Genomic DNA, 19,369 nt, shown 5'->3' with positions numbered 1-19,369 from the left:
ATACATGAGAGGGTTAAAATGAAGAGCATTTTGATTATAGAGGATAATAAAGAAATTGCTTTACAAATGGAAAAGTATTTAGTTAATAAGGGTTATGAGGTAAAGCTTGCATCATCTTTTTACGAAGCAAACTATAAGATGAATCTAGACATGGATGTGGCACTACTTGATATAAATCTACCAGATAAAGATGGCCAACATTTGATAGAAAAATTAAAAGATAAGGACATAAGAGTTATTGTAACAACAGTAAAAAATGATGAAGATTTTATAATTGATGCCCTAGATCAAGGCGCAGACGACTATTTAACTAAACCATTTTCCCTTGCAATATTAAGGGCAAGGATTGATGCGGTTTTAAGGACAATACCTCTAAGTCAAGACAAAAAAATTACTTACAAGGATATCAAAATAGATTTAAATGATTCAAAAGTTTATTTTAAGGCTAATCAAATAGACCTAACTCCTCTTGAATATGAAATCCTAGTCTTATTTATTAAAAATCCTCACCGAGTTTATACTAGAGGCCAGCTGTTAGAAATGTTTTGGGAAGATAGGGATAAGTTTGTAAATGACAATACTCTCACATCAACTATTAAGAGAATCAGAGAAAAACTTGATAAGGAAGTAATTTCTACTGTTAGAGGAATTGGATATAGGATGGATTAAATGATATATGTATTTTGGATAATAAGTCTTTTACTTCTGTATTATTTTTTAGAAAAAAGAAAGAAAAATAGAATAAATGAACTTATAGATCTGATAGAAAATATGAAAAATCAAAATTACAAAATCCCTATGAAGCAAGATGATTTTTCAATTTTGGAAGATAAATTTTACAAGCTTTTTATAGAAATAGTCGAAGCAAAAGAGACAAGTACTAAAAATAGCGAAAAACAAATTGAATACCTAGAAGACATCGCCCATCAAATCAAAACTCCTATTACATCTATGCTTTTTTCCATAGAAAATTTGGAGATAAACTATCCGGATAATGAAGAGATAGAGATTTTAAAAAGGCAAACTATCAGATTAAACTCTCTATCAGATATTTTGCTCAAACTATCAAGCCTTGATGCCAACAAAGATCTTATGAAAAAAGAAGAAATTCGTTTAGATGAATTAGTGGCTTATGCTTTAGATAGTTTAGATTTAAGGAGATCTGCTAATGTAGAAGTAGCAGAAAGTTTAAAGAAAAATAGTATTTATGGTGATTTTTATTGGCTAGCAGAAGCTCTCATTAATATTATAAAGAATGCTGATAATAGACCGTCTTGTGATAAAATCGTGGTTTCATCATACAAAAATCCCCTCTATACAAGCTTAATCATTGAAGACAATGGCGGAGGAATTGCAAAAGATAATATCAAAAAAATCTTTAAACGCTTTTATAAAACGCCTGACTCAAATGGTTTTGGCATAGGACTTGCTATGGCAAAGACAATTGTCGAAAAAAACAACGGGGAAATCTCTGTTTCAAATATTGATGGTGGAGCAAGATTTGAAATTAAATTTTACAATGTCACCTAAAAGTCACTTTACTTTCATATGCTTACCTTGACACAAGAAAAAGGAGGCAAGTATGGAAATATTAAAAGTAGAAAACCTAAGAAAAGAATATGGCGAGGGTAATTCTAAGGTCATTGCCTTAGACGGTGTTAACCTTGAAATTGAAAGAGGTGAATTTGTTGCTATTGTTGGACCAAGTGGATCTGGTAAATCAACCCTCCTACATATCATAGGAGGAGTAGATAGCCCAGATGATGGTAAGGTTTATATAGATGGTAACGACATCTCAAAGTATTCTACAAAAGAATTGGCATACTTTAGAAGAAGAAAAGTTGGACTNAAGGAAGTAATTTCTACTGTTAGAGGAATTGGATATAGGATGGATTAAATGATATATGTATTTTGGATAATAAGTCTTTTACTTCTGTATTATTTTTTAGAAAAAAGAAAGAAAAATAGAATAAATGAACTTATAGATCTGATAGAAAATATGAAAAATCAAAATTACAAAATCCCTATGAAGCAAGATGATTTTTCAATTTTGGAAGATAAATTTTACAAGCTTTTTATAGAAATAGTCGAAGCAAAAGAGACAAGTACTAAAAATAGCGAAAAACAAATTGAATACCTAGAAGACATCGCCCATCAAATCAAAACTCCTATTACATCTATGCTTTTTTCCATAGAAAATTTGGAGATAAACTATCCGGATAATGAAGAGATAGAGATTTTAAAAAGGCAAACTATCAGATTAAACTCTCTATCAGATATTTTGCTCAAACTATCAAGCCTTGATGCCAACAAAGATCTTATGAAAAAAGAAGAAATTCGTTTAGATGAATTAGTGGCTTATGCTTTAGATAGTTTAGATTTAAGGAGATCTGCTAATGTAGAAGTAGCAGAAAGTTTAAAGAAAAATAGTATTTATGGTGATTTTTATTGGCTAGCAGAAGCTCTCATTAATATTATAAAGAATGCTGATAATAGACCGTCTTGTGATAAAATCGTGGTTTCATCATACAAAAATCCCCTCTATACAAGCTTAATCATTGAAGACAATGGCGGAGGAATTGCAAAAGATAATATCAAAAAAATCTTTAAACGCTTTTATAAAACGCCTGACTCAAATGGTTTTGGCATAGGACTTGCTATGGCAAAGACAATTGTCGAAAAAAACAACGGGGAAATCTCTGTTTCAAATATTGATGGTGGAGCAAGATTTGAAATTAAATTTTACAATGTCACCTAAAAGTCACTTTACTTTCATATGCTTACCTTGACACAAGAAAAAGGAGGCAAGTATGGAAATATTAAAAGTAGAAAACCTAAGAAAAGAATATGGCGAGGGTAATTCTAAGGTCATTGCCTTAGACGGTGTTAACCTTGAAATTGAAAGAGGTGAATTTGTTGCTATTGTTGGACCAAGTGGATCTGGTAAATCAACCCTCCTACATATCATAGGAGGAGTAGATAGCCCAGATGATGGTAAGGTTTATATAGATGGTAACGACATCTCAAAGTATTCTACAAAAGAATTGGCATACTTTAGAAGAAGAAAAGTTGGATTAATTTATCAATTTTATAATTTAATCCCCAACTTAACAGTTAGGCATAACATTGAGTTGCCCCTAAAGCTTGATAAGAGAAAAATAAATAAAGATGAATTTTCAGATATAGTAAAAAAACTTGGTATAGAAAGTAAACTTGACTCTTTTCCAAGTGAACTTTCAGGAGGCCAGCAACAAAGAGTTGCCATAGCCAGAAGTCTTATCTACAATCCATCTATCATACTAGCAGATGAACCAACAGGTAATTTAGACAGAAAAAATTCTAAGGAAATTATAGAAATCTTTAAATATTTCAATAGAACCTTAAAACAGACGATTATCCTAATCACCCATGATGAAGAAATAGCCTTACAAACAAATCGTATTATTACAATAGTCGATGGAAAAATTGTAGGAGATGAAAGAAATGAATAAGAAGAATTTTCCTATTTTTATCTCCTTATTTATTGTAAGTTTGTTTTTTACTGTGGTTTTTTATTATGGTTATACAATTGTTAAATATAATAATGAAAGTTTCATGACCGTAAATTTTTATGATGCAGAACTTGAAGGGAACTTAACAAGTAATGATATTGAAAAAATAAAAGATATTAATAATATAGAATTTGTAGGTGAAATGTCCATAAACCCTGAATCGGCAAAGTACAAGAATGATTTGATTGCCGTAAATTATCAAGATAATGATATAAATAAAATGAGAGAGCATTCAGATTTACTTGAAGGACGATTTGCTAGAAATGATGGAGAAATAGTTTTATCTAAAAGTCTAGTCGAAAAAAATAAGCTAAAATTAGGAGATAAAATACAGCTTGATTTTGGGCATAGACTAATAGAGGGTAAAGAGATAGATGCCATAAGTACTTTTACTGATAAGGAGTTTTATAATCTTAGTTTTAGTAAAGACTTTGAGGTAGTTGGAATTTATGAAGATGTCTATAATAAATACAGTAGAGTTAATTATGCTTTAGCACTGAAAAATGAAGATGATTCAGGCAAAGTAGTATTAAAGTTTAATTCGTTTGAAAAGGCTTATGATAACAAAGTAAATCTACAAAATGAAATCAATAAAAAATTAGGTGGAGATGTTCCCTTAACTTTCAATTCTAATTTAATAGATTACTACGGTGTTGAGTATGACTTTCCCCATAATATTTTAACTGAATTAGGAACCATTCTTTCTGTAATAGGGGCTATATTACTATTTGTATTTTTTGTAAAAAATATATTCAAGGTGTGGGCTTTTAGGAAAATCAAGGAACTTTCTGTATATAAGTCTATAGGCACTACGGATTTTCAGATATACTTGTTACTATTAAAAGAAGGTATTTTCCTATCTGTTCTACCTATATTAATTGGTCATATCTTTGGATACTGTCTTATCTTAAAATTGTTTAGGCATCTTGAGATTGATCAAGGGGTCGAAAACTTGGTATCTAGTTATTTCAGTCCTTTACTTAGCCTAGCGATTGTTACAGTAGCTCTTTTAGTAGTAGTATTTTCTATTATTCAACCAGCAAAGAAAGTTTCAAAAATATCTATTATTGAAGGTATAAAGGGAAATTTAGACTTTGATAGCTTTAAGAAAAAAAGATCTAGGAATTTATGGAAAGAATTAAAATCAAATAACCTTGATAGTATTAAATCACAGCGTTATGTTTCTGCTATCGGTGTCATTATAATTTCTGTTTTAGTTATTATTGTGGCAGTAACTAAATATAACAGAGATTTTTCTTACTATGATGCAGGCTACAATGTAATAGCTAGTTATTATAGTGAAAATAAGAAAGTTCCTAAAGTCTTTAAAGAAATTCAGCGAGAAATTCCAAATAATAAGTCCTATGTTTCAAAAGAAAGTTATATTCAGGTAGATAATGATTTAGATTTGTCCAAAGAATCTATTAGTAAGTCTTTGGATCAAAAGTTAGAGTATGATTTGAAAAAGAGTCATTCAAGCCAGTTGAATGGGATGCTTATAGCTTTAGAAGATGAAGACTTTAGTAAATTGGGAGCAAGTAAGGGTGATTTTATTCTTTATAATATGGTACAAGAAGACCCAAACACTCCAGTAGCTAAAGCAAATAAAATACCATATTTTAATAATCCGAAAGATATAAACTTACAGATAGGGGAAAATTTTCGAAAAAGTATAAAAATTTCTAAAACTATAGATGATTTAGGAAACTATGATTCAATAACTTTACCATTTTATGTAAAAATCTACACAGATTTCGATACCTTCTTCCAACTTATGGATGAGTCAAAAGATGAAGAATTTATTAATGCTCCGTATGTATTAAATATGAATGTAAAAGACTCGGATATGAGAAATGTAAAGGATTATTTGGATAATAAGATAAGAGAATCGATAATGCCAAATGAAAAGTACGATATAAACACAAAAGCAGATATTGAAATGAATCGAAAAAGTGATCTAGAATCTTTAAAGAAAGTCGCATTTGCGATGGCTTTCATTATTTTTATTCTTAATGTGACAAATGGTTATTCATCCATTAATTTAAGTCTCATGAGTAGAAAGAAGGAAATTGGCAGCCTTTATTCATGCGGTATGGACGTAGAAGAGTTAAAGAATATTTATCGAAAAGAGTTTATAGAAGAGCAAATAAAATCATTTATTGTTGCCGGAATAACCACATTAGTAGTCATGTTTGTAATATCTCGTATAGCTCCTAATTTAAGTCTTAATTTATTAATAAGATATTATGACTATAAATTGTTTCTTGGATTTTCTATTGTGGTATACGCAATCAACTTACTAATCTATAATTTTTCTTTAAAGAGAATTTTAGACAGACCAACGATAGATTTAATTCGAACAATATAATTTCAAAGGAAGAGAATAGTATGAAGAAAAATATCAGTAAAAAATTTTTTTTACTTGGACTCGTAATATTTCTGATTTCCTACCTACTGCCAATAGACATCTTTGAAAGCTATACCAGTCTAAGACCAACTGGACTCACATCAATGTTTGTCTGCCCAATTATTGGACTAATAGGTTTAATATTTGGGGTAAAGGAAAAGGATAAGTTGTTTATGGCGTTAAATGTCCTTTTAATCTTATTACTGCCTATAGCAATGTTTGTAGGTCATCTAATATAAGTAATGCGATTAAAACAAGAAAATAATAATCTAAACAGCTCTTTTGAGGGCTGTTTTTTCTTTGCTCCAGAATGATATAATGTATTATAAGATACGTATTGATTAATATATTCCCACATACAAGGCTTTTTAAAAAAATTTAATTTTATCCATACTGACCACTCAAGCCATTTGGAAAGCGTTGTGCGTCTTGAAAAGATGCAGGGACCGCATGATTACCGAACGATTAAAGATAAGAAAATTTACTAATAATGATCTAACGGAATTATATAATCTACTTTCAGATGAAGCTGTCATGGAATTTATAGAACCGCCTTTTTCATGGGAAAAAATAGCGAATTTTCTAAATAGTGTCGCACTGATTGACCCTCCTTTGATTTATGCGGTGGAAGATTTTAGTCAGAAGTTTATCGGATATGCAATATTTCATGAGTATGACAATGACTCCTTCGAACTGGGTTGGATACTCAATAAGAGATACTGAGGGAAAGGATATGCCAATGAATTAACAAAAGCCTTTATAAACCGTAGTTCAGAGATAGGGAAAAACTTGATTATTGAGTGTGCCCCGAACCAGGAAAATTCCAAACGAATTGCGATGAAAAATGATTTTGAATTTATTGGAGAAAGTGATGGCTGCAGTGTATTCAAAAGAAAGCCGATTAATAAGATTGGAAAAGGTGGCAAAGCGAGAAATTGGAAGTTAGGAGGAGATGAAGCTGCATGAAAGAATATATCGTGAGTTTAGAAAAAGAATTTTCGTTGATAGAAAATGGCTTCAAAGAGGAGGAAAAAAGAGCCTTTGCAGATTACAAATCTAATGATAATGAATATATAAGAAAATTAGCATTTTTAGCATATAAATCTGATGCCTATCAAGTTAGAATGTATGGTGTATTTCTTTTTGGATACTTATCAGAGCAAGATGATATTTTAGCATTTATGAGGGATGAAGTTTCCAAAGATGATAATTGGAGAGTTCAGGAAGTATTGGCGAAGGCATTTGATGAATTTTGCAAAAAAATAGGATATGAAAAAGCACTTCCAATAATTGATGAATGGTTAAAAAACAATAATCCTAATACAAGGAGAGCAGTTACAGAGGGACTTAGAATATGGACAAGTAGACCATATTTCAAAGATAATCCGAATGAAGCTATTAGACGAATTGCCAACTTAAAAGAAGATACGAGTGAATATGTTAGAAAATCGGTAGGGAATGCTTTAAGAGATATTAGTAAAAAATTTCCAGAGTTAATTAAAGCTGAACTCAATAATTGGAAGTTAGAAAGCAAAGAAATAAATCAAGTGTACAAGTTGGCGAGTAAATTTATTAGCTGACAATTCCCGGCTTGCGGTGGACTTAGACACGCACCCTCCCACAAGATTACCTTTGTTAACTTCCATCCTGCAACGAGCGTGCAGACCTATTTCTTAATGTAGGGTTATCATCAGGGTAGTCTTGATGTCAAGAGTGAAGGACTAAAAGCGCATAAAATACCTTGAAATCAAGGGATTCCGAAGAAAAGCCCGGACATAAAAATAAAATGTATTGAAGCCGGAATCACCCAGGCAAGGCTGGCAAAGGAAATCGAAACATCCGCTCCCAATGTAAACCGGGTGATCCGCAGCAAGGAAACCATCGTCAACAACACGCTTGTCAAGTTGATGGAAGCTCTGGGGTACGATATCGAGTTAAGGTATGTGAAGCGAGAAGAATGATTTTTATGGAAATTGTATTAGTGAGCTGTAGGGAGAGTGTAACAAATGGAAATCAGATATATAACACATTCAGATGATAGATTGGCTATCAGCAAAATTTACGAAGATAGTTGGAAACATGCCTACAAAGGGATAATTCCACAAGAATATCTTAATTCAATTCCTGAGGGAAGATGGTCAAAAAACTTTGATATACCTGGATGGAAGACACTTGTTTGTATTGACGATGGAAAGTATATCGGCACAAGCAGCTTTTGCAGGTCCCGTTTTGAGAAGTTTTCTGAGTGTGGTGAAATCATTTCAATATATTTTCTTCCAGAATATATGGGAAAGGGCTACGGGAAAAAGCTTCTTGAAGCAACTATTTTAGAACTTAACAAGCTTGGTTTTGATGAACTGTTCCTATGGGTGCTTGATGACAATATTGCGGCTAAAAATTTCTATGAGCATTTTGGGTTTCTCCAAACAGAGGATTATCTGGTTGATACTATTGGGGGCAAAGAGCTTCGTGAAGTAAGATTTATTTATAGAAATAAATAACAAATTTACATTGGAATGTTTGAACGGAGGAACTCGGTCGAAATCAACTTAATTCTTGGACTTTAGTTGGAAAGGAAATAAAGCAGGTAAGTTAATTGAACAATAGATTATTACTGCGGCGGTAGCAGTTTATGCCACAAATGAATATAGGCGGTAAATTCAGTTTTGGGAAATCTCTTATAAGTGAAAATAGACGGTTGCTGGAAGAATCCATGAAGCACGAGTTTGAGATTTATGTATTTTAATGAAAAGAACATTTAACTTATGAGGTTTTTATGAGAGAAAAAGAAGAAATAATACGTTTGTGGTTTGAGATGTGGATAATTCAACGAGATTTAGGTATGGATCATATTTTTTCAGAAAATGTGGTTTACACAGAAAGCTGGGGACCACAATATTATGATCTGCAAACAGTAAAACACTGGTTTAAAGAGTGGAATACGAGAGGGAAAGTTTTGGTATGGGAAATTAAGCAATTTTTTCATAAAGAAAATCAGACGATCGTTGAATGGTATTTCAAAAATGAAATGCATACAGGTAAAACAGAAGAATTTGACGGAATTTCTTTGATTGAATGGACGGCTGATAATAAGATAAAATTTTTAAAAGAATATGGGTGCAATCGAAGTAACTACAACCCTTATCAGCAAAGCAGCGATCCTGAATTTAGAGATGAAAGAGTAAATTGGTTTTGATGTCGTCAACGAGCAAATCCTAAGTGATATGAATAATTATGCTAATTAATCAGCCTTCGATTCGCACCCTTCAACGACATTCCTTTTGCCAGCTTCCCTCATGCAACGAGCGTTAAGAGTCACTTCTTGATGTATGGTTATCATCAGGGAAGTCTTGATACATGTGGAAGCTATGGCGTTGATGACAAGAGAAATGGACTAATAAGAATCTGATAGGCTTGAAATCAATAGTTTTATAAATTTTGAACTAGATAAATATATGATTAGGTTTCAGAATCAGTATTTAATAATATATTTCAAATACTCACTTGTAGCAACACTATAAATATAAGGAAAAGGTCGTAGCAACACTTTAGATATTTTGATAGTTTGTGTCAACGGCATAGATGGGGAAAAATTAGATAAATTAAAATTTGTGGAGATAATAAATGGACACAGCTTATGTATTGAGAGGTGCTTTATTTTTAGATTTTGTAGTAGGAGTGTTAAATTCTTCAAGGGACAAAGAACAGATAAATAAGATGCAAACTCAAATAAATGAACTGTGTAGAGCAATAGGACATGAAGAGTTGGTGTCAACTTATATTTCGGAGGAAGAAAAAGAACTAGTTTTGCATTAAAAAACACTGGAAAAGAAATTGAAGCAATAAAGAAGAGTAGTGATATCACTTGTTTAGATATAAAAGAAGCTAAGAAATATTTTGACAGCATTTAAATAAACCACGGTTTATTGAGCTTGCAAACTATAAGCTTCTAAGAGATAAAACCTATAAAACTTGTACGGATATTGTAGAGTAGGAAAAGAAATCTTCCTCTATACTAAAATAAACCGAAAGAAAGGGGGAATCGAAATGAATATTATCAAGTCGTTTAATAATACGATTGATTATCTTGAAACAGTTCTTGATGATGAAATCAGCAAAGAGAAAGTAACTCAATTATCCGGATACTCTTATTCTATGTTCAGTCGCTTGTTTTCTATATTAACTGAAACAACACTTTCAGAGTATTTAAGAAGTAGAAGATTAACTGAAGCGGCCATTATATTAAGAGATACAGATGAAAAAATTATTGATGTTGCCTTAAGATTTGGATATGAGTCACCGGATTCATTCGGGACAGCTTTTAAGAATTTTCATGGATTCACTCCTTCTGAGGTAAGAAATGGGAAACCATTCAAATTAGTTTCTAGGGTGCAATTAACACTAAGTATTAAGGGAGGAAGAAGTATGAATATTACAATTCAAAAGAAGAAAGCATTTACGGTTGCAGGTGTAAATGAACAAAACATCAATTCATCATTATGTTCAAGTATATGGGGAAAATTATTTTCTAAGGTTAGCCATGAAGAGATGTCAAAATTAGGGACAGGAGAATCTGTTGGGGTTTGCCACGATATATTAAACTTTGATAACCAGGATGCTTTAGAAGTTAATACAATTAACTATATGGCCGGCTATATTGTTAATGATGTAGACGAAGCAAAAAGTATGGGCTTAGAAATTTTGGAAGTGGAAGAAGCGGAATATGCTGTTGTAGAATTAATAGGATCTGTTCCGGATTGTATTCATAACGGATGGAAATATGCGATGGAAGTTTTCTTCCCTGAGCATGGTTATGTCCATTCAGGAAAACCTGACTTTGAATATTATTATGAAGGTGATATGAATAGCAAAGACTATAAAATGGAACTTTGGATTCCGATAACTAAAGCTTAAAAACACCAGTTAATCTGTCTGAAACCTTTTAACGATAGTTTCTACCTATCGTTAAAAGGTTTATGGATATGTTTCTACAAACAGATAGGTTGACTTGATAGACTTAGTGTTCACTCGCTTCATGTCGAGAAAAGGCAACTGCTACGACAACGCACCCATGGAAAACTTCTTTAGCGTACTGAAAAGAGAAATCTTTGCAGGCTACGTTTACCGAAGTAGGAAAGATCTTGTCCGGGCTATTAAAAACTTTATCCACTACTACAACAACGATCGAATCAAAGAAAAGCTAGGAGGCTTGAGTCCAAAGCAATACCGTGAACGAATGAACGCAGCATAGAACGAATATTATGTAAAACAAAATCGAGCAAGCGAAATGCTTACTCGATTAAGTCCAACTTTATGGGGTGACTCTATAGTGCTCCGACCTTTTTTCTACAGGTAATTAAAGCTGCTGGTAATCTCGCTGAACTAGTTTTTCTAAGCGCTTAAGCAGTATCGCCACTTTTTTTGACCGCTTTTTTAGCTTCTTCCATCCACTGTGTTAGAGTTGTCATAGCAGAGATTTTTTGATGAGATAGAACTGTAAAGCCTTCTTTTAAAATATAAGCGGTACGAATAGCATCGTTCGTTTTAAACAAGATGGCGACAACGAACTTTTCGTCTTCTGTTAAGTTCTTTGTCGGTTTCTTTAAAAGACTGTGGCTCTTGTTAAACTACTTTCTCTCCGTTACCGTCATTAGTTTTTGCTGCGGGTTCGTCACATTTTCAAACACCCAATGGATACTTTATAACCCATAATGCTCCGACATTTTATATCTTAGAGAATCATTTAACGGCTAGGCGTACCTATATCTAGTCTTTCTTTTGATCGATCATTAAGTTCCAAATATCGTGAGTAGTTATCATGAATTTTATGAAGATTTGCCACAGAAGCCTTTAAACGACGATTATCGTTATAGAGGTCCGTTAGTTCAGACTTTAATTTTGAATCCGTTAAATAGCCTCCTGTAAGCTCTTTTATCTCTTTAATTCGATCGTTGTTTTTCTTCTGAATGTTGTTGTAGAAATTAATTACTTCTGTAATTTCTGAGAAGCTATTGATTCCATGTTTTTTCAAGAGCAGATAGTTCTCGTTCATCATCGTCATATTTCTCGTTAAGATCTCATTCTGATTAAGACCTTTTTCAAAACGGATTATTCGTACATCTTCTTGACCGATCGTTTTATGCATAATGTTAAAACTGATCATTTCTTTGATATAGTCCGTTCCAAAAGTGGTGGGGTGTACAAGCGTAAATTCTTCATCACTTGAATATTTCAAGTAAAGTTCTCCACGGTACTCCTTAAAATCATATTGTTTCTTTCTCATCTCGTTTAAAAATTCGTCGTAAGATGAAGCATATTTTATAGCTGACTCCATAGCATATTTTGTTCGATTGATGACTTTATAATTGATAAATTGCTGCTTATAAATATCGATGTCGGCTTCACGATATGCAGCTTGTATTTGCTCCATATGATATTTTTTACTGAGTCTAGCTTCCGGACAAGTAACAGAGCGACGATTATCTTCAAACATATAGACTTTTCCATCAGGATCATAACTGTAACCTAGAGAGGAAAAATGCTCCATAAAATCACGGAAGGTCTTTTCTTCGCCGAGAATAGTATGAAGATCGTTCTGAATTTTTTGCTTTGTTTGTTTTATAAAATTGGGATCTTGCATATACATCTTCGGCTTGTTTTCAATTTGATTTTTAATTTCTATTTCTTGTTCGATTCGATTTTGAATAGCTCCACGTGTATAGTCTTTCCCAAGTGTTTGTTCTTTACACCTTGTAAACTTTTGTTGTTCCGGGAATTTAATTTTTAGATACTTTCCGTTGTCATCATAAATAAGCCCAATGTCTTCGACCAATAAAAGAAAATCCTCATAGCTTGTTGCTTGCTCAATACATAAGTCGATCCCGGATTGAATTTTTGCTTTCCAGGACAGCCCTTTTTTCAAACACATATCCTCATAATATGACCTCGTGTTTCGATAATGGTCGTTTAAAAATTCTTTTTCCATGTTGGGATCAATAATGGATAGTCCGTGTTCTTTACAAATGTCATCATTAATTTGCCTAATAACAGGAATATCTTTTGTAATTTTATAGGCTTTAAAATCCGTCATTCGTATGTTATTAAAAAGAATGTGATTATGAATACAGTTTGTATCAACGTGTGTTCCCACCACGTATTGATACTCACCTTTTAAAAAACGCTCACAAAATTCCAAGGCAATTTCGTGTGCTTCTTCAGGAGATACTTCTCCTGGAGCGAAAGACTGTTTAAGGTGTCTTGCTAATACTTTCTTTTGTTGATTTGTATTAGTATTCCAAACCTCAAAAAAATCTCTCTCTCCATAATCAATGCTTGTGCCATGCGTTGAAACTAATATTTTGTTTTCTGTTTTATAAGCGTCTGCAACATAATTAATTGCCTTCTGCAACGTGGACTTAATTGGCTTACCTTTTACAATAACAGCCATAACTTATGCCCTCTGAACACTAAAAGTCTTGCATAGCATGTGAAGATTAGTACGAATATCTTCCAGTTGGTTTTTAATTTCTAAAATATCATTAATGTCTTCTTGGTAAATTGAATTGGTAGAATTTATTCTTCGAGCAATTTGATTTATATTATTTCCAATCTGGGAGAGAGAAACGTGCATAGCATTTAGCTGACCGTCATTTAGTCGGACGTTAATTATTTTACGATGGCGGAGTAGGTGGATAATAAAATCATTGCGATTAGTAAATCGACTTTTTTCAAAAAGGGTTTCGAAGAATTCTTTTTCTTCAGAAGTAAATCTTAAAAGCATCTGCTGATCTCGGTATCTTTTTTCACTCATAGCTTAAATTCCTTTCATAAAAATAGTTTAATAAGGGTTTGGGATTATCCCGTAAATTTTGAAAATCCAAAATTTATTTCGAGGGTTTGGGGAACTCCTCAACAAGCCTTGGAGATTTATTTTTTCAAAATGGATATCCAAGGTACTCGCTTGCTATGACAGAAAAAAGGTGAATTTAGATACTTCTATTATATCAAATGAAAAATAATAGTCATTGCCTTAACGAAAACATATCGCTGACAATGACTATTATTAGTCTAAGAATTAAAGATTTAAAATATCCGGGCATATAACTTTTGTTAATTCTTTAGGTTCTATTTTCCTTAATCCTCCTCCATAAATTCGTCCTTCATCTTCAATATTAGTACCGTCAATATTTTTTAAGATATCCCAAATTTTAAATGTGATCTCGTTATCTTTTTCTATTTGTTTTTGTAGTTCTTCTTTAGGATATAGCATTAAATATGAACTTGCTCCATAGTGGTGGAAAGCTTCTGCATTTCCTTATCAATAGTTTTGATTTTCTCTTGTATATTTTGCCTTTCATCGGCTGCTTTTTGAATATACTCGTCAAGCTGTTTAACGGATTTAATGCCATGTTCTCTGATATAAATAACAGAGTCAGCCATTGTATGAAGGTTATGTTTGGTTGCCCAATATTCGTAGCCTTTGCTTTCCTTTACCTTTGCATTGGTGTTCATGTCAATAACATTGCCGATGCGTTTTTTGACGGCAGGAGTCTTGATAAACTCTCTTTCTGCAATTCGTTCTTTTAATCTTTCTTCGGTATAATCTTCTCCGATTGTTTTAGCCCTTGTAAATCTCGACTTATCTTTTGGCTTAAAAGCAATGTGCTTACCGTATTTGATTTCATAGCCAAGATCCGCCATCTTCTTTAAAAATTCGTCCCAGTCCTTTGACTGTTTTATTATTCTATCAATGTCAAATTGAAGTCTACTTTTCCAAGAAGTACCACGCTTTGCCTGTTCATTCTCATACCAAGATTTACCGTTAATCTTATATTTTTTCTTATAGCTTTCGTAAAACTCGTCAATGACAGATAGGCTATTTTCTTTGCTGAGTTTATCACTCTGATAACGGATTTGGTGGTAGCTTTTCTTGTTAGACTGGTAGCACCTACCTGTTACCATATTTACATTATTGAAGATGATGTGATTGTGGATATGCCCCTTATCTACGTGAGTAGATAAGACAAATTCGTGCTCATCTTTGAGTATCTTTTTACACAGCTCCATACCAATCTGGTGAGCCAATTCAGGGCTTGTTTCTCCCGGTAAAAATGATTGAATGAGATGTCTTGCAAGAACGGTTCCTTTTGTTCCTGCGTCATTTCGTGTCCTTAAAAACTGAGTGTGAGCAGTTGCTTCGTGGCATTTATGAGTGCTTACTAAAAGCTGCTCGTCTGTTTTATCTCCATTTACAAAGTAGTCAATAGCAAGATTAAGAGTCGATTTAATTGGGTGTATTTTTGTAATAGCCATTATTATTCACCTTCCGTTTCAGATGTTCTTGTCAGAAGTAGTGAATGAATTTGCCACAGCTCTTTTGAGAAATGTTCAATCTCTTTTTTTATATCATCGATGTCCTCTTTGTAGATTACACCTGTCGAATTTACTCGCTTTGCAATCTGATTGATGTTGTTTGTTGCATTAGAAAGTAAGCCTTGTAAATCTCTGAAAGGCTCTAAATCCACTTGATAAATTTCCTTTTCCAAAATGCATTTGCGGATGAAATGGCTCATGCTTCTACACTTCGCAAGTCTTTTTTTCTCTTTAAAAAGAGCCTTTTCTTCTTCAGTTAGTTTAATTTCAAGCCTTTCGTTTCTTATTCTATTTGCCATAGTTAGTTCCTCCTTTGAGTGTATTTCGGGGTCTTAGGGTTCTCCCTAACAAGCTAAAAATTGATAAAAAAAAGAAGCAGATCCCAAGGGGCTGCTTCGTCAATTTTCCGTAAGTGTCCGTACACTTACTGTGCTTGCTACAAAAGAATGATTAGGGCAGCAAGCATTAAGCAAATTTTAAATTTATAATTAGATTGTACCATACTTGATGGGACAAGTCACTTAAACTTGACTTTTCGGTTAGAGTATGCTAACTTATAGTAAACGGTGTTATCTTAAATGGAGCGTGTATTTGTGAGAAATAAAGAAGTTACAATTAAAAGAATATTGCAAAGTGCGAGTAACGAATTTAAAGAGCATGGCTTTGAGCGGGCTTCTGTGCGAGTTATTGCTAAAAATGCAGGAGTTACTCCTGGTGCAATATATAAACATTTTAAATCTAAAGAGGATATTTTTAGGGCTATTGTGATTCCCACATTAGATCACCTGTACAAAAGAAATAAAGAGTTAACCAATCAAGCTATAGAGGAAATAAAGTTAAATGGAAGAGAATGCTTTGAAAAGAAATCTGATAATAGCAATGAAGAATTGTTAAGGTTTATTTACAAAAATGGTTCTGTGTTTAATCTTCTATTTAATTGCTCTCAAGGCACAGAATTTGAATCAATTCGTCATGATTTAGTGAATCTTGAAGTTCAAGGCGCAAAGAAATTGATAGTAGCTCTTAAAGAGAAAAAGATTCCAGTAAATGATTTAGGCGATAATGAACTACATATACTTTATACAATGGCTTGTACTCCGTTATTTGAGATAATCACGCACCAGTATTCTTATCATAATGCTTTGAATCTTATTGATATGATGGAAGCTGCAATGAATTTTGGATGGGAGAGGATTATGAGATGAAAACATAAAAAGAAAATAATTAAATATAAATTATGAAAATCGGGTTAATCCCGATTTTCTGTGTTTTTAAGGAAAGTAAACAAAGTTAAAAAATTTTCACTAAAGAAAAATGGAGGTATTCAAATGAATGAAAGAAAATTAAAAACAAAAGATTTAGTTAACATCGGTATTTTTTCGGTGATATACATGGCGTTATCAATGGCGGTAATGTTTATTCCTGTGTTTTCTCCGATACTTTGGTTATTATGGCCAGCAATGACAGGCATAATATGTAATTTTATTTACATGTTATTGGTCTCTAAGGTGCCAAAACCAGGAACGGCTTTACTTTTGATAGCAATTACAGGGATTATATATTTTGCTATAGGAGAATGCACTTTTACAATTGTCATAACTTGCGTTATTGCAGGAGTTTTAGCAGAAATTACTAGAAAAATTTTGGGATATAAAAGTCAAAAAAGCGTAATAGTATCTTCAGGATTGATTTGCATTGGGTTGATTGGCTCACCATTGCCTATGTGGTTGTTCCAAGAATCTTATATGAAATCTATTATTAAAATGGGAATGAGTCCAGAATATGTAAATAAATTACAAACTTTAATTTCAATTCCAACACTTATCGGGATGATCATTACTGCATTTATTGGAGGAGTCATTGGTGCATATATAGGTAAAGCAATGTTCAAAAAACGTTTTGAGAAAGCTGGAATTATGTAAATGGAGGGTATTGTAAGAGGCATTATAAAGCTAAATCCACTAACTGAAATCATTTTTTTGATTTCAGTTAGTATTATTAGCTTTGCAAATAATAGCTTAAAATTAGATGTTTTTATTCTTTTAATGGTTGCTATTATAGCGTTATTTATGGGACTTGTTAAAATATCTTTAAAGGCATTATCTATATTTGTATTATTACAGGGATTGAAATATTTTGTTTTGCCGATTCTACCAGATGTCATCTCAGCACATTTTGGATTATTGGTGATTCATGCTCCTAAGTTAATACCGATTTTTTTAGTTGGTCAAATTCTTATAAAAACTAATCCTATACGAAATATTATGTATGCCCTAAAAATGATGCATTTTCCAAAAAGCCTGATTATTTCTTTGGCAATAAGCATCAGATATTTTCCATCTTTAAGAGAAGAAAAAATATTAATCTCAGATGCAATAAAAATAAGAGGTGTGACTGGATTTAAAAAGATACAATTAGGACTAATATCATTAATAGTTACAGCTTCTAATACCGCAGATGAATTAGCTCAGGCTATTACAGTAAGAGGGATAGAAAATCCTGCAAGAAAGACTTTTATGGATGATGCAGGATTTAATATTTGGGATATAGTAATTATTCTATTATGCATTCTGATGTTCTTTAATGTAAAGTTCAAGTTATTTTTATAAGAGGTACAAAACATGATTAGTATAAATGAAGCTTCATATTCCTATAAGAGGAGCTTAGAAGATCAGTTAAAGAAAATTTCAATAAAGATTAATCAAGGAGAAGTTATCTTATTATGCGGGAAATCTGGTTCTGGGAAAACAACTATAACAAAATTAATCAATGGATTGATTCCTCATTTTTTAGAGGGAAATTTATTAGGAAATATTTTTATAAATGGGATAAACACAAAACAAATGAAGATATATGAAATTTCTGAAAAAGTGGGAACAATTTTTCAAAACCCCAAAACACAGTTTTTTAATTTAGATTCAGATAGTGAACTAACATTTGGATTAGAAAATTTAGGTGAAAACCCTGATAAAATAAAAAGACAAGTTTTTAAAGTGGTACGTGATTTGGGAATTGAAAGATTAAAAAACAGAAATGTTTTTATGATGTCAGGTGGAGAAAAGCAATTACTTGCTATTGCATCTATTTATGCTACCAATCCAGATGTATATGTGTTTGATGAACCCTCTGCAAACATTGATGAGTATGGCATTGAAAGAATAAGAGAGATGCTTATAAATCTTAAAGCTCAGGGTAAGACAATTATTATTTCTGAACATAGACTCTATTATTTAATGGATTTAATTGATAGAGCTATTTATTTACAAGACGGAAAAATAAAATATGTTTTTTCAAATGTGGAATTTTCTTCGATTAGTAACGAATCACGAAAGAAACTAGGGCTTAGAACTTTTGTAAGAAAGAAAAATGATGATTTTGCAAATCCTGTCACATTTTGTGAATCTGATGACTTTGTAGTTTCAAATTTAGAATATGAAAATAAGAAACAAAAAATTTTAGATAAGATAAATATTTCTGGAAACAAGGGAGATATTATTGCAATAACAGGTAAAAATGGTCAAGGGAAAACAACATTAATGAGAATTTTATGTGGACTGTTGAAAGAAAACGAAGGGGAAATAAGCTATAAAGGAAGTCCCATAAAATATAAAAAACGAAGAAAACTTTGTTATATGGTTATGCAAGATGTAATTCATCAGTTTTTTTCTGAATCTGTAAGAGATGAATTTAGTTTATTTGATTCTAAAATAGATGAAAAGCAAATAGATAATATTCTAGAAAAATTAGATCTTAAAAAATTAGATAATCGTCATCCTATGTGCTTATCAGGAGGTCAAATGCAGAGACTTTCTGTAGCATTGGGGATGTTAATGGATAGAGAAATTATTATTTTGGACGAACCAACGAGTGGACTTGATTATACAAATATGCTCGAAATAAGCAAAGTCATTAAAGAATTTTCAAATAATAAAATTATATTTATTGTTACGCATGATAATGAATTGATTGATAGTACATGTAATAAATTATTGGAGATTTGCGATGGCAGAATAAAAAGATTTTATGAAAGAAGGTAAAA

General features: G+C 32.2%; 23 protein-coding genes and 3 pseudogenes. 20 read left to right on the top strand and 6 right to left on the bottom strand.

Features of this window, described 5'->3' with window-relative positions; translation table 11 throughout:
- Window positions 1–18 precede the first annotated feature (18 nt).
- The 16 genes and pseudogenes from BN7444_RS02165 to BN7444_RS09035 all read left to right on the top strand — a co-directional run bounded on the left by BN7444_RS02165 (window position 19) and on the right by BN7444_RS09035 (window position 11,209).
- Window positions 19–669, top strand: a complete 651-nt coding sequence (locus BN7444_RS02165; protein ID WP_068455135.1) for a response regulator transcription factor — start codon at window positions 19–21, stop codon at window positions 667–669.
- The gene (locus BN7444_RS02160; protein WP_068455132.1) at window positions 670–1,530 is read left to right on the top strand and encodes a sensor histidine kinase; all 861 of its coding nucleotides are present in this window, start codon (window positions 670–672) and stop codon (window positions 1,528–1,530) included.
- A 52-nt stretch (window positions 1,531–1,582) separates the two neighbouring features.
- Window positions 1,583–1,846 (top strand): annotated as a pseudogene (locus BN7444_RS02155) (ATP-binding cassette domain-containing protein); the annotation flags it as partial.
- Between the two features lie 51 nt (window positions 1,847–1,897).
- On the top strand, window positions 1,898–2,758 hold the full coding sequence (locus BN7444_RS02150) for a sensor histidine kinase (RefSeq protein ID WP_068455132.1): 861 nt from the start codon (window positions 1,898–1,900) through the stop codon (window positions 2,756–2,758).
- 52 nt (window positions 2,759–2,810) lie between these two features.
- A complete protein-coding gene (locus tag BN7444_RS02145) occupies window positions 2,811–3,491 on the top strand; it encodes an ABC transporter ATP-binding protein (RefSeq protein WP_068455128.1) in 681 nt (226 codons plus the stop codon).
- Window positions 3,484–5,919 carry an FtsX-like permease family protein gene (locus BN7444_RS02140; protein ID WP_068455125.1) on the top strand — a complete coding sequence of 812 codons (2,436 nt, stop codon included), beginning with the start codon at window positions 3,484–3,486 and terminating at the stop codon, window positions 5,917–5,919. The genes BN7444_RS02145 and BN7444_RS02140 overlap by 8 nt, the downstream gene beginning before the upstream one ends.
- 20 nt (window positions 5,920–5,939) lie before the next feature.
- Complete coding sequence (locus tag BN7444_RS02135; protein WP_068455122.1) at window positions 5,940–6,197, top strand: hypothetical protein; 258 nt, start codon at window positions 5,940–5,942, stop codon at window positions 6,195–6,197.
- Window positions 6,198–6,408: 211 nt separating this feature from the next.
- The gene (locus BN7444_RS09415) at window positions 6,409–6,681 is read left to right on the top strand and encodes a GNAT family N-acetyltransferase (protein ID WP_218016002.1); all 273 of its coding nucleotides are present in this window, start codon (window positions 6,409–6,411) and stop codon (window positions 6,679–6,681) included.
- A gap of 114 nt (window positions 6,682–6,795) precedes the next feature.
- A complete protein-coding gene (locus BN7444_RS09540) occupies window positions 6,796–6,924 on the top strand; it encodes a hypothetical protein (protein WP_281189418.1) in 129 nt (42 codons plus the stop codon).
- Window positions 6,921–7,538 (top strand): DNA alkylation repair protein, encoded by a 618-nt coding sequence (locus BN7444_RS02125; RefSeq protein ID WP_068455119.1) that lies wholly within the window; start codon window positions 6,921–6,923, stop codon window positions 7,536–7,538. Before BN7444_RS09540 ends, BN7444_RS02125 begins: the two co-directional genes overlap by 4 nt.
- 174 nt (window positions 7,539–7,712) lie before the next feature.
- Window positions 7,713–7,919: a helix-turn-helix domain-containing protein gene (locus BN7444_RS09595; protein WP_082941215.1), complete on the top strand. Its 207-nt coding sequence runs from the start codon at window positions 7,713–7,715 to the stop codon at window positions 7,917–7,919.
- Window positions 7,920–7,964: 45 nt separating this feature from the next.
- Window positions 7,965–8,459 carry a GNAT family N-acetyltransferase gene (locus BN7444_RS02120; protein ID WP_068455116.1) on the top strand — a complete coding sequence of 165 codons (495 nt, stop codon included), beginning with the start codon at window positions 7,965–7,967 and terminating at the stop codon, window positions 8,457–8,459.
- A gap of 275 nt (window positions 8,460–8,734) precedes the next feature.
- Window positions 8,735–9,154, top strand: coding sequence for a nuclear transport factor 2 family protein (locus tag BN7444_RS02115; RefSeq protein ID WP_019133561.1), 420 nt, complete (start codon window positions 8,735–8,737; stop codon window positions 9,152–9,154).
- Window positions 9,155–9,582: 428 nt separating this feature from the next.
- Window positions 9,583–9,774, top strand: coding sequence for a hypothetical protein (locus BN7444_RS02110; RefSeq protein ID WP_068455113.1), 192 nt, complete (start codon window positions 9,583–9,585; stop codon window positions 9,772–9,774).
- A 231-nt stretch (window positions 9,775–10,005) separates the two neighbouring features.
- The gene (locus BN7444_RS02105; RefSeq protein ID WP_068455108.1) at window positions 10,006–10,872 is read left to right on the top strand and encodes an AraC family transcriptional regulator; all 867 of its coding nucleotides are present in this window, start codon (window positions 10,006–10,008) and stop codon (window positions 10,870–10,872) included.
- Between the two features lie 94 nt (window positions 10,873–10,966).
- Entirely contained in the window at window positions 10,967–11,209 is a 243-nt protein-coding gene (locus BN7444_RS09035; RefSeq protein WP_167627189.1) for an IS3 family transposase, read from the top strand.
- 148 nt (window positions 11,210–11,357) lie between these two features.
- Here the strand turns inward: BN7444_RS09035 and BN7444_RS09625 are convergent.
- The 6 genes and pseudogenes from BN7444_RS09625 to BN7444_RS02080 all read right to left on the bottom strand — a co-directional run.
- Window positions 11,358–11,570, bottom strand: a pseudogene (locus BN7444_RS09625) (transposase); the annotation flags it as partial.
- 131 nt (window positions 11,571–11,701) lie between these two features.
- Window positions 11,702–13,405, bottom strand: coding sequence for a relaxase/mobilization nuclease domain-containing protein (locus tag BN7444_RS02100; protein ID WP_068455106.1), 1,704 nt, complete (start codon window positions 13,403–13,405; stop codon window positions 11,702–11,704).
- Window positions 13,406–13,408: 3 nt separating this feature from the next.
- Entirely contained in the window at window positions 13,409–13,768 is a 360-nt protein-coding gene (mobC, locus tag BN7444_RS02095; protein WP_068455103.1) for a plasmid mobilization relaxosome protein MobC, read from the bottom strand.
- A gap of 264 nt (window positions 13,769–14,032) precedes the next feature.
- Window positions 14,033–14,227, bottom strand: a complete 195-nt coding sequence (locus tag BN7444_RS02090; protein ID WP_068455095.1) for a hypothetical protein — start codon at window positions 14,225–14,227, stop codon at window positions 14,033–14,035.
- A gap of 5 nt (window positions 14,228–14,232) precedes the next feature.
- Window positions 14,233–15,270: pseudogene (locus BN7444_RS02085) on the bottom strand (relaxase/mobilization nuclease domain-containing protein); the annotation flags it as partial.
- 2 nt (window positions 15,271–15,272) lie between these two features.
- A complete protein-coding gene (locus tag BN7444_RS02080) occupies window positions 15,273–15,629 on the bottom strand; it encodes a plasmid mobilization protein (protein WP_068455092.1) in 357 nt (118 codons plus the stop codon).
- A 294-nt stretch (window positions 15,630–15,923) separates the two neighbouring features.
- Here BN7444_RS02080 and BN7444_RS02075 point away from each other — a divergent pair, with 294 nt between their 5' ends.
- The 4 genes from BN7444_RS02075 (at window position 15,924) to BN7444_RS02060 (ending at window position 19,367) form a co-directional block, all read left to right on the top strand.
- Window positions 15,924–16,535, top strand: coding sequence for a TetR/AcrR family transcriptional regulator (locus BN7444_RS02075; RefSeq protein WP_174532087.1), 612 nt, complete (start codon window positions 15,924–15,926; stop codon window positions 16,533–16,535).
- Window positions 16,536–16,658: 123 nt separating this feature from the next.
- The gene (locus BN7444_RS02070; protein WP_001005732.1) at window positions 16,659–17,252 is read left to right on the top strand and encodes an MptD family putative ECF transporter S component; all 594 of its coding nucleotides are present in this window, start codon (window positions 16,659–16,661) and stop codon (window positions 17,250–17,252) included.
- The gene (locus tag BN7444_RS02065; protein ID WP_068455090.1) at window positions 17,253–17,939 is read left to right on the top strand and encodes an energy-coupling factor transporter transmembrane component T family protein; all 687 of its coding nucleotides are present in this window, start codon (window positions 17,253–17,255) and stop codon (window positions 17,937–17,939) included.
- A 12-nt stretch (window positions 17,940–17,951) separates the two neighbouring features.
- Window positions 17,952–19,367 carry an ABC transporter ATP-binding protein gene (locus BN7444_RS02060; RefSeq protein WP_068455087.1) on the top strand — a complete coding sequence of 472 codons (1,416 nt, stop codon included), beginning with the start codon at window positions 17,952–17,954 and terminating at the stop codon, window positions 19,365–19,367.
- The last annotated feature ends 2 nt before the right edge of the window (window positions 19,368–19,369 follow it).

Source organism: Peptoniphilus pacaensis, from assembly GCF_900088125.1.
In the GTDB taxonomy this organism is placed as follows: Bacteria; Bacillota; Clostridia; order Tissierellales; family Peptoniphilaceae; genus Aedoeadaptatus; species Aedoeadaptatus pacaensis.
Note: the sequence above shows the minus strand (reverse complement) of the source record. Positions and strands in the feature narration are given on the sequence as shown.